General features: G+C 57.8%; 9 protein-coding genes. 7 read left to right on the top strand and 2 right to left on the bottom strand.

Annotated elements, in window-relative coordinates; genetic code table 11:
- Positions 1-157 precede the first annotated feature (157 nt).
- Entirely contained in the window at positions 158-4,294 is a 4,137-nt protein-coding gene (gene rpoB / locus GOV38_RS20725) for a DNA-directed RNA polymerase subunit beta (protein ID WP_171210203.1), read from the top strand.
- Positions 4,295-4,344: 50 nt separating this feature from the next.
- A complete protein-coding gene (gene rpoC / locus GOV38_RS20720) occupies positions 4,345-8,586 on the top strand; it encodes a DNA-directed RNA polymerase subunit beta' (protein WP_171210204.1) in 4,242 nt (1,413 codons plus the stop codon).
- A gap of 108 nt (positions 8,587-8,694) precedes the next feature.
- Here the strand turns inward: rpoC and GOV38_RS20715 are convergent, their stop codons facing one another.
- Positions 8,695-9,201, bottom strand: a complete 507-nt coding sequence (locus GOV38_RS20715; RefSeq protein ID WP_171103646.1) for a DinB family protein — start codon at positions 9,199-9,201, stop codon at positions 8,695-8,697.
- Between the two features lie 343 nt (positions 9,202-9,544).
- On the opposite strand from GOV38_RS20715, the gene GOV38_RS20710 reads away from it, so the two are divergent.
- Both GOV38_RS20710 and GOV38_RS20705 read left to right on the top strand, forming a co-directional pair.
- Positions 9,545-9,685 carry a hypothetical protein gene (locus GOV38_RS20710; protein ID WP_171210205.1) on the top strand — a complete coding sequence of 47 codons (141 nt, stop codon included), beginning with the start codon at positions 9,545-9,547 and terminating at the stop codon, positions 9,683-9,685.
- Between the two features lie 109 nt (positions 9,686-9,794).
- Positions 9,795-10,664: a DMT family transporter gene (locus tag GOV38_RS20705; RefSeq protein WP_171210206.1), complete on the top strand. Its 870-nt coding sequence runs from the start codon at positions 9,795-9,797 to the stop codon at positions 10,662-10,664.
- On the opposite strand, the gene GOV38_RS20700 is transcribed toward GOV38_RS20705, so the two are convergent.
- Entirely contained in the window at positions 10,661-11,455 is a 795-nt protein-coding gene (locus GOV38_RS20700; RefSeq protein WP_171210207.1) for a putative rhamnosyl transferase, read from the bottom strand. The two genes, GOV38_RS20705 and GOV38_RS20700, sit on opposite strands and share 4 nt — an antisense overlap.
- Before the next feature lie 364 nt (positions 11,456-11,819).
- Here GOV38_RS20700 and rpsL point away from each other — a divergent pair, with 364 nt between their 5' ends.
- From rpsL to fusA, 3 genes are read left to right on the top strand one after another with little or no spacing between them, the layout of a single operon-like run.
- Complete coding sequence (gene rpsL / locus GOV38_RS20695; RefSeq protein WP_005621086.1) at positions 11,820-12,191, top strand: 30S ribosomal protein S12; 372 nt, start codon at positions 11,820-11,822, stop codon at positions 12,189-12,191.
- Between the two features lie 15 nt (positions 12,192-12,206).
- Positions 12,207-12,677, top strand: coding sequence for a 30S ribosomal protein S7 (gene rpsG / locus GOV38_RS20690; protein WP_010441203.1), 471 nt, complete (start codon positions 12,207-12,209; stop codon positions 12,675-12,677).
- 18 nt (positions 12,678-12,695) lie between these two features.
- Positions 12,696-14,813 carry an elongation factor G gene (gene fusA / locus GOV38_RS20685; RefSeq protein ID WP_171103641.1) on the top strand — a complete coding sequence of 706 codons (2,118 nt, stop codon included), beginning with the start codon at positions 12,696-12,698 and terminating at the stop codon, positions 14,811-14,813.
- The last annotated feature ends 115 nt before the right edge of the window (positions 14,814-14,928 follow it).

Below are 14,928 nucleotides of genomic sequence, written 5' to 3'. Positions count from 1 at the left end.
TCGGTTGGGGCGTTTTCTAAGACACGGTTTTCGGATCGGGAGGCCGCCTTCGGGACGGTGGCCATGAATTGATCCGGACGTGTTGTCTCGATTGTGCAAGATGCCGGGGCCCGACGGTGTCTTTGCCCGCTGAGAACATCGAAAGGTGACATCTGACATGGCTCAAACGTTCCTTGGCCAGAAACGTCTTCGTAAATACTACGGCAAAATCCGCGAAGTGCTGGAAATGCCGAACCTTATTGAGGTCCAGAAATCTTCTTATGATCTTTTCCTGCGCTCCGGCGATGCAGAGCAGCCGACAGACGGCGAAGGCATCATGGGCGTGTTCCAATCGGTTTTCCCGATCAAGGATTTCAACGAAACTTCCGTTTTGGAGTTCGTGAAATACGATCTGGAAAAGCCGAAATATGACGTCGAAGAGTGCATGCAGCGCGACATGACCTACAGCGCGCCGCTCAAGGTCACTCTGCGTCTGATCGTTTTTGATGTCGATGAAGATACCGGCGCCAAGTCGGTTAAAGATATCAAAGAACAAGACGTGTTCATGGGCGACATGCCCCTGATGACGCCCAACGGCACTTTTGTCGTCAACGGCACCGAGCGCGTTATCGTCAGCCAGATGCACCGTTCGCCCGGTGTGTTCTTTGACCACGACAAGGGCAAGACCCATTCCTCGGGCAAGCTGCTGTTTGCCTGCCGCATCATCCCGTATCGCGGCAGCTGGCTGGACTTTGAGTTCGACGCCAAAGACATCGTGTTCGCCCGGATCGACCGTCGCCGCAAACTGCCGGTGACCACGCTGCTTTATGCGCTGGGTCTGGATCAAGAAGCGATCATGGACGCGTATTACAACACTGTGTCCTACAAGCTGGATAAGAAGAAGGGTTGGGTCACACCGTTCTTCCCCGAGCGTGTGCGCGGCACCCGCCCGACGTATGATCTGGTGGATGCCAAATCAGGTGAAGTGATTGCCGAAGCTGGCAAGAAGGTCACTCCGCGCGCAGTCAAGAAGCTGATTGACGAAGGCAGCGTGACCGACCTGCTGGTCCCCTTCGACAACATCGTCGGTAAGTTTGTTGCCAAGGACATCATCAACGAAGAAAACGGCGCGATCTATGTCGAAGCCGGTGATGAACTGACCCTGGAATATGACAAGGACGGCGACCTGATCGGTGGCAGCGTCAAGGAACTGATGGATGCGGGCATCACCGACATTCCGGTTCTGGACATCGATAACGTCAATGTTGGCCCCTACATGCGCAACACCATGGCGCAAGACAAGAACATGAACCGCGAAAGCGCGCTCATGGACATCTATCGCGTCATGCGCCCAGGCGAGCCGCCCACCGTCGAAGCGGCCTCGGCCCTGTTCGACACGCTGTTCTTCGACAGCGAGCGCTATGACCTGTCTGCTGTTGGCCGGGTCAAGATGAACATGCGTCTGGCTCTGGACGCGCCCGACACCCTGCGCACCCTGCGCCGCGAAGACATCGTGGCTTGCATCAAAGCGCTGGTGGAACTACGTGACGGCAAAGGCGACGTGGACGATATCGACCACCTTGGCAACCGTCGTGTGCGTTCGGTTGGCGAGCTGATGGAAAACCAGTACCGCGTTGGCCTGCTGCGCATGGAGCGTGCGATCAAGGAACGTATGTCCTCGGTCGAGATCGACACCGTGATGCCGCAGGATCTGATCAACGCGAAACCGGCGGCTGCGGCTGTCCGTGAATTCTTTGGCTCATCGCAGCTGTCGCAGTTCATGGACCAGACCAACCCGCTGTCCGAGGTCACGCACAAACGCCGCCTCTCGGCGCTTGGGCCCGGTGGTCTGACGCGCGAACGTGCGGGCTTTGAGGTGCGCGACGTTCACCCGACCCACTATGGCCGGATGTGCCCGATTGAAACGCCGGAAGGTCCGAACATCGGTCTGATCAACTCGCTGGCCACCTTTGCCCGCGTGAACAAGTATGGCTTTATCGAAACGCCCTATCGCGTGGTGAACGAAGGTCAGGTAACCGACGAAGTTCACTACATGTCGGCGACCGAAGAAATGCGTCATACCGTGGCGCAGGCCAACGCGACGCTGGATGCCGACGGCAAGTTCAAAAACGAGATGGTCAACACCCGTCAGGCTGGGGATTACACCCTTGCGCCGGTCGAAAGCGTTGATCTGATTGACGTGAGCCCGAAGCAGCTGGTCTCTGTCGCCGCTTCGCTGATCCCGTTCCTTGAAAATGACGACGCCAACCGTGCTCTGATGGGCTCGAACATGCAACGTCAGGCGGTTCCGCTGTTGCGGGCCGAGGCGCCGCTGGTCGGCACCGGGATCGAGGAAAAGGTTGCCATTGACTCGGGCGCTGCGATCCAGGCGAAACGCGCCGGTATCATCGACCAGGTCGATGCTCAGCGTATCGTGATCCGCGCCACCGAGGATCTGGAGCTGGGCGATGCGGGCGTTGATATCTATCGTCTACGCAAGTTCCAGCGTTCGAACCAGAATACCTGCATCAACCAGCGTCCGTTGATCAAGGTGGGTGACACCGTCCAGAAGGGCGAGGTCATTGCCGATGGTCCGTCGACCGATATGGGTGAACTGGCCCTTGGTAAGAACGTGGTCGTCGCGTTCATGCCGTGGAACGGCTACAACTACGAAGACTCGATCCTGATTTCGGAACGTATCGCGCGTGATGACGTCTTTACCTCGGTTCATATCGAGGAATTCGAAGTTGCCGCCCGTGACACCAAGCTGGGCCCGGAAGAGATCACCCGCGACATCCCGAACGTCGGTGAAGAAGCGCTGCGCAACCTCGACGAGGCGGGCATCGTTTACATCGGTGCGGATGTAGAGCCGGGCGATATTCTGGTCGGCAAGATCACTCCGAAGGGCGAAAGCCCGATGACCCCGGAAGAAAAGCTGCTGCGCGCCATCTTTGGTGAGAAAGCATCTGACGTGCGCGACACCTCGCTGCGCGTGAAGCCGGGTGACTACGGTACGGTTGTCGAGGTTCGCGTCTTCAACCGTCACGGTGTCGAGAAAGACGAGCGTGCGCTGCAGATCGAGCGTGAGGAAGTCGAACGTCTTGCCCGTGACCGGGATGACGAGCTGGCGATCCTTGACCGCAACATCTATGCGCGTCTGCAAGGCCTGATCCTGGGCAAAACCGCTGTCAAAGGCCCGAAAGGCGTCAAGGCAGGCTCGGTGATCACCGAGGAGCTGCTGGACATGCTGACTCGCGGTCAGTGGTGGCAGTTGGCGCTGGAGGACGAAAAAGACGCACAGATCGTCGAAGCTCTGAACGAGCAGTACGAAGTGCAAAAGCGTGCTCTGGACGCGCGGTTCGAGGATAAGGTCGAGAAAGTCCGCCGTGGCGACGACCTGCCGCCGGGTGTGATGAAGATGGTCAAAGTCTTCATCGCCGTGAAGCGCAAGCTGCAGCCGGGCGACAAGATGGCCGGTCGTCACGGGAACAAAGGTGTGATCTCCAAGGTTGTTCCGATGGAAGACATGCCGTTCCTGGCCGATGGTACTCCGGTTGACTTCTGTCTGAACCCGCTGGGTGTGCCTTCGCGTATGAACGTGGGTCAGATCCTTGAAACCCATATGGGTTGGGCCGCGCGCGGTCTGGGCCTGAACATCGACGAAGCTCTGGGTGAATATCGCCGGTCCGGCGACCTGACCCCGGTGCGCGAAGCGATGAAGCTGGCCTATGGCGAAGATGTCTACGAAGAAGGCATCACCGGCATGGACGAGGATGGCCTGATCGAAGCTGCGGGCAACGTGACCCGCGGTGTTCCGATCGCAACCCCGGTCTTTGACGGTGCCAAAGAGGCTGACGTCAACGACGCGCTGGTGCGTGCGGGCTTCTCGGAAAGCGGTCAGTCGGTTCTGTTCGACGGTCGTACGGGTGAGCAATTTGCACGCCCCGTGACTGTGGGCATCAAGTACCTGCTGAAACTGCACCACCTTGTGGACGACAAGATCCACGCGCGTTCGACCGGGCCGTACAGCCTGGTGACCCAGCAGCCGCTGGGTGGTAAGGCGCAGTTCGGTGGTCAGCGCTTTGGTGAGATGGAAGTCTGGGCTCTGGAAGCCTACGGCGCCGCCTACACCCTGCAGGAGATGCTCACCGTGAAATCGGATGACGTCGCCGGCCGGACAAAGGTCTATGAGTCGATCGTCAAGGGCGAGGATAACTTTGAAGCGGGCGTACCGGAATCGTTCAACGTTCTGGTGAAAGAAGTCCGTGGCCTCGGCCTGAATATGGAACTCCTGGATGCGGAGGTTGAGGAGTAAGGGCGCTGCCCTTTCTCCCGTCCCCCCTTCCGCAAGATTTGAGGTAACAAATGAACCAGGAAATCACCAACAACCCGTTCAACCCGCTGACGCCCCCGAAGGTCTTTGACGAGATCAAGGTCTCGCTGGCGAGCCCTGAGCGGATCCTGTCTTGGTCCTATGGCGAGATCAAGAAGCCCGAAACCATCAACTACCGGACGTTCAAGCCTGAACGTGACGGTCTGTTCTGTGCACGTATCTTTGGCCCGATCAAAGATTACGAATGTCTGTGCGGCAAATATAAGCGGATGAAGTATCGCGGCGTTGTCTGCGAGAAATGCGGCGTGGAAGTCACCCTGCAAAAAGTCCGTCGCGAGCGTATGGGCCATATCGAACTGGCCGCACCCGTCGCACACATCTGGTTCCTGAAATCGCTGCCGTCCCGCATCGGTCTGATGCTGGACATGACGCTGCGCGATCTGGAACGTGTTCTGTACTTCGAAAACTATGTCGTCATCGAGCCCGGTCTGACTGACCTGACCTATGGCCAGATGCTGACCGAAGAAGAGTACATGGACGCGCAGGATGCCTATGGCATGGACGCGTTCACTGCCAATATCGGTGCTGAAGCCATTCGTGAGATGCTGGCCCAGATCGATCTGGAAGCCGAAGCCGAGCAGCTGCGCGCTGATCTGGCCGAAGCAACTGGCGAGTTGAAGCCCAAAAAGATCATCAAGCGTCTGAAGGTTGTTGAATCCTTCCTCGAGTCCGGCAACCGGCCCGAGTGGATGGTGATGACCGTGATCCCGGTCATTCCGCCGGAACTGCGTCCGCTGGTTCCGCTGGATGGTGGCCGTTTCGCGACCTCGGATCTGAATGATCTGTATCGCCGTGTCATCAACCGGAACAACCGTTTGAAGCGTCTGATCGAACTGCGCGCGCCTGACATCATTGTCCGCAACGAAAAGCGGATGCTGCAGGAATCCGTGGATGCTCTGTTTGACAATGGCCGTCGTGGCCGCGTGATCACTGGCGCCAACAAGCGTCCTCTGAAATCGCTGTCGGACATGCTGAAGGGTAAGCAGGGTCGCTTCCGTCAGAACCTTCTGGGGAAACGCGTCGACTTCTCGGGTCGTTCGGTCATCGTGACCGGCCCAGAGCTGAAGTTGCACCAATGTGGTCTTCCCAAGAAGATGGCGCTGGAGCTGTTCAAGCCGTTCATCTACTCGCGCCTTGAAGCCAAGGGTCTGTCTTCGACCGTGAAACAGGCGAAGAAACTGGTCGAGAAAGAGCGTCCTGAAGTGTGGGATATCCTCGACGAGGTGATCCGCGAACACCCTGTCATGCTGAACCGTGCGCCGACGCTGCACCGTTTGGGCATTCAGGCGTTCGAACCGGTTCTGATCGAAGGCAAAGCGATCCAGCTGCACCCGCTGGTCTGCTCGGCCTTTAACGCCGACTTCGACGGGGACCAAATGGCCGTTCACGTGCCGCTGAGCCTTGAGGCCCAGCTGGAAGCCCGTGTTCTGATGATGTCAACGAACAACGTTCTGTCGCCTGCAAACGGTGCACCGATCATTGTTCCGTCGCAGGATATGATCCTGGGTCTCTACTATGTAACCCTGGAACGCGAAGGCATGCCGGGCGAAGGCAAGGTCTTTGGGTCTGCGGAGGAGGTTCAGCACGCTCTGGACGCGGGTGAGGTGCATCTGCACAGCAAAATCACCGCGCGGATCACTCAGATCGACGACGAAGGCAACGAAGTTCAGAAGCGGTTTGAAACCACGCCGGGCCGTCTGCGCCTGGGTGCGTTGCTGCCGATGAACAACAAGGCGCCGTTTGAACTGGTCAACCGTCTGCTGCGCAAGAAAGAAGTGCAGCAGGTGATCGACACCGTTTATCGCTACTGCGGTCAGAAAGAGTCGGTTATTTTCTGTGACCAGATCATGTCGATGGGCTTCAAAGAAGCGTTCAAGGCGGGCATCTCGTTCGGCAAGGACGACATGGTTATCCCGGATGATAAATGGGGCATCGTCGATGACACCCGCAACCAGGTAAAAGACTTTGAACAGCAGTACATGGACGGCCTGATCACTCAGGGCGAAAAGTACAACAAGGTTGTTGATGCCTGGTCGAAGTGTAACGACCGCGTCACCGAGGCGATGATGAGCACGATCTCATCCTCGGAACGGGCTGAGGACGGTTCGGAACAGGAACCGAACTCGGTTTACATGATGGCCCACTCCGGTGCGCGTGGCTCGGTTACTCAGATGAAACAGCTGGGCGGTATGCGCGGCCTGATGGCCAAGCCGAACGGTGACATCATCGAGACGCCGATCATCTCGAACTTCAAAGAAGGTCTGACCGTTCTCGAGTACTTCAACTCGACCCACGGTGCCCGAAAAGGTCTGTCGGATACCGCTTTGAAGACTGCGAACTCGGGTTACCTGACCCGTCGTCTGGTGGATGTCGCGCAGGACTGCATCGTGCGTGAGATCGACTGTGGCACCGACCGCGCGATCACGGCCGAAGCCGCTGTGAACGATGGTGAGGTTGTTGCATCGCTGGCCGAACGCGTGCTGGGCCGTGTCGCGGCTGACGACGTTCTGCGTCCGGGCACCGATGAGGTGATCGTGGCAGCCGGTCAGTTGATCGACGAGCGTATGGCCGACACAATCGACGAGGCCGGTGTTCAGTCGATGCGCATCCGCTCGCCTCTGACCTGTGAGTCCGAGGAAGGCGTCTGTGCCACCTGCTACGGTCGTGACTTGGCGCGCGGCACCATGGTGAACACCGGCGAAGCTGTCGGCATCATCGCCGCACAGTCGATCGGTGAACCCGGCACGCAGCTGACCATGCGGACCTTCCACATCGGTGGTGTTGCGCAGGGTGGTCAACAGTCGTTCCAGGAAGCCAACCAGGATGGCGTTGTTGCCTTCGAGAACCCGCAGATCCTGGTCAATGCAGCAGGTGAAAGTCTGGTCATGGGCCGGAACATGAAGCTGATCATCAACGACGAACACGGTGAAGAGCGCGCCAGCTTCAAGCTGGGCTATGGCTCCAAGCTGTTCGTCAAGGATGGTGCGCAGATCTCGCGTGGCGACAAGCTGTTCGAATGGGATCCCTACACCCTGCCGATCATCGCCGAGAAAGCCGGTACAGCGAAATATGTCGACCTTGTTTCGGGCCTTGCCGTCCGGGATGAGACCGACGAAGCAACCGGCATGACCCAGAAGATCGTGGTTGACTGGCGCGCCGCCCCCAAAGGCAGCGACCTGAAGCCCGAGATCATTCTTGTTGGTGAAGATGGTGAGCCGGTCCGCAACGATGCGGGCAACCCGGTTCACTATCCGATGTCGGTGGACGCGATCCTGTCGGTCGAAGACGGCCAGACCGTCGAAGCCGGTGACGTTGTCGCGCGTATCCCGCGTGAAGGTGCCAAGACCAAGGACATCACCGGTGGTCTGCCGCGTGTGGCCGAACTGTTCGAAGCGCGTCGTCCCAAGGATCACGCGATCATCGCAGAAGCCGATGGTTACGTGCGCTTTGGCCGCGACTACAAGAACAAGCGTCGCATCAGCATCGAACCGGCGGACGAGTCGATGGAAACGATCGAGTACATGGTGCCCAAGGGCAAGCACATCCCGGTGCAGGAAGGCGACTTCGTGCAGAAGGGTGACTATATCATGGACGGTAACCCGGCTCCGCATGACATCTTGTCCATCATGGGTGTCGAAGCGCTGGCGGATTACATGATCGACGAGGTGCAGGATGTTTATCGTCTGCAAGGCGTGAAGATCAACGACAAGCATATCGAGGTCATCGTGCGCCAGATGCTGCAGAAGTGGGAGATCCTGGATTCAGGTGACAGCACCCTGCTGAAAGGCGAGCACGTCGACAAGCAGGAGTTCGACGCGGCGAATGAAAAGACCATCGCCCGCGGCGGTCGCCCGGCTCAGGGTGAGCCGATCCTACTGGGGATCACCAAAGCCTCGCTGCAGACACGTTCGTTCATCTCGGCTGCGTCCTTCCAGGAAACCACCCGCGTGCTGACCGAAGCTTCGGTTCAGGGCAAGAAGGACAAGCTGGTTGGCCTGAAAGAAAACGTCATCGTTGGTCGTCTGATCCCAGCCGGGACTGGTGGCGCAACCCAGGCCGTGCGCCAGGTTGCCCAGTCGCGCGACAATGTCGTGATCGAAGCCCGCCGGGAAGAGGCCGAAGCCGCCGCTGCACTGGCCGCCCCGACCTTTGACGACGATATGGTCGGCGATGAGCTGGACGTTCTGGTGGAAACCCCGGAAAGCCGCGAGTAAGCGACCGTGTCGAAAGACGTGAAAGGCCCTGCGCAGCGCGCGGGGCCTTTTTTGGGGTACACAGTTCTCATGAGTCGAAAAGCGAGCTACGTGCCTTGCGCCACATTGTCAGCCCTCTGGGGGCATCGCCAAAATATCGGTCGGCTCTGGTGTCACCCCCAAAGCTGTCAGCATGGCATGAACCTGTCCTCGGTGATGCGTTTGGTGGTTGAAGAACTGCACGATGCAAAGCCCTTTAGGCATCTGAACCCGATCTGATCCGTTCAACGGAAGCCAGGACACACTGCCGTTCAACGCCTCACGTGTCAGCCCGGTTGCCCATTTTACAATTTCCCTATCCTGTTGCTTACGCATTCGCTTGAACTCGGTCCATTGCGAAGGATTGCTCAGGGAATGGGTGATCCTGCCCTGCGGTCGTTCCTCCCCTCTGATGCGGGCCAGTTGCAAAGCATCCGCCCAATAGAGGTGGTTCAGGGTGGCAGAAATCGACTTGAAAAACGCACCCTGATCGGCCCAACGTTCGGTGTCTGTCAAACCGTCGGCGGCGGTTATCAAAGAGTTGTTTTGCCAGGCGTTATAGCGCGCAAAAAGGCGGCAATAATGAACTGAAATCATCTGATTGAACTCATGAATTGGATAGTTTCGGGGGAGGGTTGTGATTGACGCTTGAGCTAAGCTTCGGTCACACAGAAGACGGAAAGCCTAATCACAATCCGCGCTGCCAGAGTATTCGCTTTCCTCGCTCAGGCGAAAGAAAATCTTTGCACGATATGCAGGTTCAGTCTGGGTGGACGTTTTGAGACAGACCACGGGCCTTGCGATGGTATGTCACTGCGGTGCTACCTGCGCGCACGAATACAGACGCAGACGACCCGACGATCTATTTCTACGCGCAGACCGATGCTTATGCAGAGTTCTAGAACTTTGCGCCATTTAAGGGAGTTTCGACGCAATTGCGGTGACCTTTCCAGTTACACGGATCGTCTATCCTTTGAGCGGTGCCGGACTGGCCCGCGGGGACGGGGCTGAGATCGCACCGCGCATTGAGGCGGCATTGGATGGGCTTGATCACACGCGGGTCGAATATTCGGGCTCGTGAGCCGCCGCCAACTAAACACTGGCGTTTCACAGGCAGATCGGGTTTCAATGTCGGCGATATTCAGACCACAGAGATTTTCGTGACAGTACAGAATTAGGACGGTTAAACTTTGACCCCGAACGTAAAAGGCGCCTTGCTGATGATGGGCAGCATGGCCGCCTTTACCGTAAATGACACGTTGGTAAAGCTTGCAGGCCAAGACCTGCCCCTGTTTCAGTTGATTGCGCTGCGGGGGCTTTTGGCCACGGCGCTGGTCTTTGGTCTGACGCATCGTTTGGGGGCGCTGCATCTGAGGTTCAACCGGCATGATCGATGGCTGGTTGTGCTGCGATGCCTGGCCGAGCTGTTCGGGGCGTTTCTGTTTCTGTCAGCTTTGATCCATATCCCTCTGGCGAATGTTTCCGCTGTTTTGCAGGCCCTGCCGTTGACGGTGACCCTTGGTGCGGTCGTGTTCTTTGGGGAAACCGTTGGCTGGCGACGAAAACTGGCGATCGCGTTCGGTTTTCTGGGGATGCTGCTTATTGTCAGGCCGGGGCCCGATGGGCTGAGCCTGTATCTGATCTATGCTTTGCTGGCCGTCCTGTGCTTTACCGCGCGCGATCTGCTGACACGGCGCATGTCGCCTGAGGTTCCGTCGATGCTGGTCACGCTTGCGACCTCGGTATCCATCACGATCGCAGCGGGCATCGCCTCGGTGTTTCAGGGCTGGGCGCCGGTGACGTCTGATGCTGGGGTTCTGGTGGCAGCCTCAGCAGTGTTTGTACTGATGGGCTATCTCTTCAGTGTCATGGTCATGCGGGTCGGGGATGTGGGGTTCATCTCGCCGTTCCGGTATTCCAGCCTGATTTGGGCGCTTGTGCTGGGCTGGGTGGTGTTTGGCGACTGGCCCGATGCGGTGACGCTGATTGGAGCCGCCATTGTGGTGGGCTCGGGCCTGTTTACCTTGCTGCGCGCCCGCGCGGTTCATGCGGCAGATTAGGTTGGGCAGACTTTGTCCAGTTCAACTGCAAACCGTTCTGTGAACACGTCGCGCAATGCTCGATCAAAAGGGGCAAGTTTCAAGTTACCCTTGCGCGCTTTCGGCGAGTCGTTAAATCCGTTCAGGCTGCGCACCCACATCGGCGCGTCAGGATAACTGATCACGGGCATGAACCGGGCCATTCTTTGATGGGCAAAGTTCATGACAGACAGGTTACACCCGCCTGACACATACATGCCCAACCCGGCCGAGATCAAAGGCCGGTAGACCTGTGCCGCGCCAAAATCCGTTTTCCGCGTTTCCAGCATATAGCCGTTGTTGAAATCGATAGCGGCGGTTTGAGTTGCTTTAAACGCAGTGCTGCAATCCTGCGCAGCGCGGCGCAGGCGGGTGACAAAATCAACCGCGATGGCGTCGTCATCGTCCAGACGAAACTGCAGGCACGGTTGATCCGCTGCGTTTCGCGCTTCGTTCAAGATCTGGTGCATGAGCTTGCGATGCTCATGCGGCGCGTGGGCTACAATCCGGGCCTGCGGCAGGTCCGCAATCAGCTGTTGTAAACGATCCAAAGAATCTTTCGGCAGGCAGTCCCCGATCACAATGACAAAGTCGAATTCCGGGTCCGTCTGCGCGCGCAAGGCGGGCAGGGTAAGGGTTTCGAACAGGTGAAACCGCTCATTCAGGCGATCAGGGTTGTAAAGGTAATGCCGCTGCGCTTCGAGCGTTTCATGTTCAACTTGAAAGCCGCCAAGAGCGGGATAGGAAAAACGGCACAGGCCAATAACTTGCATCTGGGGTTCCGGGTAGCGTATGCGCGTCAACTATGCCCACAGGGCAGCAGTGCTGCAACCACCCGACAGCGCCAGACAGGCAGCATCTTCAGGCTGGGCGGCTCGGCTGTTGACACTTGCGCCGACTCCCCTTAATACGCGCGCATCTCGGTACCGGGGGCCGCCCCAAAACCGATTTCAGTAATGAACTGGTCAAGACCCGGACAATTTTGCAGTTCGCGTCCTCTGATAACCAACCGCGACGTTCACCTCGGAATGGGAGCGCTCGCGGGTTTTGCGCTTGTGGACGCATAAGTGCAGTGAATTTAGCCGCACGCAGCGCGCGTGCATGTCATGTGTGTTGCAAAACGGGGAAGAAACCGGAATGCCAACTATTCAACAGCTGATCCGCAAGCCGCGGCAGCCGAAAGTAAAACGCTCAAAGTCCATGCACCTGGAGCAGTGCCCGCAGAAACGCGGCGTCTGCACACGTGTATATACCACCACACCGAAGAAGCCGAACTCGGCGATGCGTAAGGTTGCCAAGGTGCGCCTGACCAACGGGTTCGAAGTGATCTCGTACATCCCCGGTGAAAGCCACAACCTGCAGGAACACTCGGTTGTTCTGATCCGTGGCGGCCGTGTAAAAGACCTTCCCGGTGTGCGTTACCACATCCTGCGTGGTGTTCTGGATACCCAGGGCGTCAAAGACCGTAAGCAACGCCGTTCGAAATACGGCGCGAAGCGTCCCAAGTAAGAAGGAGAGGCTGAGATGTCACGTCGTCACGCCGCTGAAAAACGCGAAGTCCTGCCTGACGCCAAATTTGGCGACAAGGTTCTGACCAAATTCATGAACAACCTGATGATCGACGGTAAGAAGTCGGTTGCAGAGCGCATCGTTTACAACGCCTTTGATCGCGTTGAGAACAAAGTAAAGCGCGCCCCTGTTGAAGTGTTCCACGAAGCGCTCGACAACATCAAACCGTCGGTCGAGGTTCGCTCGCGCCGAGTTGGTGGTGCGACCTATCAGGTTCCGGTCGAAGTGCGCCCCGAGCGCCGCGAAGCACTGGCCATCCGCTGGCTGATCACCGCTGCGCGCGGCCGCAACGAAAACACCATGGAAGAACGCCTCGCCGGTGAGCTGTTGGACGCTGTACAGTCCCGCGGTACTGCCGTGAAGAAGCGCGAAGACACCCACAAGATGGCCGAGGCGAACAAAGCCTTCAGCCACTACCGTTGGTAATTCAGAGGCTTATCAAAAATGGCACGCGAATATCCGCTCGAACTGTACCGTAACTTCGGTATCATGGCGCACATCGATGCAGGGAAAACCACCTGCTCGGAGCGTATCCTGTATTACACTGGGAAATCCCACAACATTGGTGAGGTGCACGACGGTGCCGCCACCATGGACTGGATGGAGCAGGAGCAGGAACGCGGCATCACCATCACCTCGGCTGCAACCACCACCTTCTGGGAACGCACCGAAGACGGTAAAACCGCCGATACCCCCAAGCACCGCCTGAACATCATCGACACTCCCGGCCACGTTGACTTCACCATCGAAGTCGAACGCTCGCTGGCGGTTCTCGATGGTGCCGTTTGCGTTCTGGACGCAAACGCCGGTGTTGAGCCCCAAACCGAAACCGTGTGGCGTCAGGCTGACCGCTACAAGGTTCCGCGTATGGTTTTCGTCAACAAGATGGACAAGATCGGCGCTGACTTCTTCAACTGCGTTCGCATGATCGAAGACCGCACCGGCGCACGCGCTGTTCCGGTTGGTATTCCGATCGGTGCCGAGACCGAGCTGGAAGGCCTGATCGATCTGGTCACCATGGAAGAATGGCTGTGGCAGGGCGAAGATCTGGGCGCAAGCTGGATCAAAGCTCCTATCCGCGACAGCTTGAAAGACATGGCTGAAGAATGGCGCGGCAAGATGATCGAAGCGGCCGTCGAAATGGACGACGACGCGATGATGGAATACCTGGAAGGCAATGAGCCCGACGTTCCGACCCTGCGCGCCCTGCTGCGCAAAGGTACTCTGGAAATCGCGTTCGTTCCGGTTCTGGGTGGTTCTGCGTTCAAGAACAAAGGTGTTCAGCCGCTGCTCAACGCTGTGATCGACTACCTGCCCAGCCCGCTGGACGTTGTCGACTACATGGGCTTTAAACCCGGCGACGAGGAAGAAGTTCGTGACATCGCACGTCGTGCCGACGACGCAATGGCGTTCTCGGGTCTGGCGTTCAAAATCATGAACGACCCCTTCGTTGGTTCGCTGACCTTTACACGGATCTACTCGGGCACCATGAACAAGGGTGACTCGATCCTGAACTCGACCAAAGGTAAAAAAGAGCGCATCGGTCGTATGATGATGATGCACTCGAACAACCGAGAAGAGATCGAAGAAGCGTTTGCAGGCGACATTATCGCGCTGGCGGGTCTGAAAGACACCACCACCGGTGACACCCTGTGTGATGCGAAGGATCCGGTTGTTCTGGAAACCATGACCTTCCCAGATCCGGTGATCGAGATCGCGGTTGAGCCCAAAACCAAGGGCGACCAAGAGAAGATGTCTCAGGGTCTGGCCCGTCTGGCCGCCGAAGACCCGTCCTTCCGTGTGGAAACCGACCTGGAATCGGGTCAGACCATCATGAAGGGCATGGGCGAACTTCACCTGGACATCCTGGTGGATCGTCTCAAGCGCGAGTTCAAGGTCGAAGCGAACATCGGTGCACCGCAGGTGGCCTATCGTGAAACCATCTCGATGCCGGTCGAGCACACCTACACCCACAAGAAACAGTCGGGTGGTTCGGGTCAGTTCGGTGAGGTTAAGCTGGAGATCACTCCAACCGAGCCGGGCGAAGGGTATTCGTTCGAAAGCCGCATCGTTGGTGGTGCCGTTCCGAAGGAATACATCCCGGGTGTCGAAAAAGGCATCCAGTCGGTTATGGATAGCGGCCCTCTGGCTGGCTTCCCCGTGATCGATTTCAAGGTGGCTCTGCTGGACGGTAAGTTCCACGATGTTGACTCGAGCGTTCTGGCGTTCGAAATCGCAGCCCGTATGTGTATGCGTGAAGGCATGCGCAAAGCTGGCGCGAAACTGTTGGAACCGATCATGAAGGTCGAAGTGATCACCCCGGAAGAATATACCGGCGGTATCATCGGCGACCTGACCTCGCGTCGTGGCCAGGTGTCTGGTCAGGAACCGCGCGGCAACGCGATCGCGATCGACGCGTTCGTGCCGCTGGCGAACATGTTCGGCTACATCAACACTCTGCGTTCGATGTCGTCGGGTCGTGCCCAGTTCACCATGCAGTTCGACCACTACGATCCGGTTCCGCAGAACATCTCGGACGAGATTCAGGCGAAATACGCATAAGCGAAGATTTGAGGGAGCGTGGGTATCGCGCTCCCTGCATTACCGAAAAAGGAGGCCATCATGGCAAAGGAAAAGTTTGAGCGTACAAAACCGCACGTCAACATTGGCACGATTG

This window comes from Ruegeria sp. HKCCA5839 (genome assembly GCF_013035585.1).
Classification (GTDB): Bacteria; Pseudomonadota; Alphaproteobacteria; order Rhodobacterales; family Rhodobacteraceae; genus Ruegeria.
Note: the sequence above shows the minus strand (reverse complement) of the source record. Positions and strands in the feature narration are given on the sequence as shown.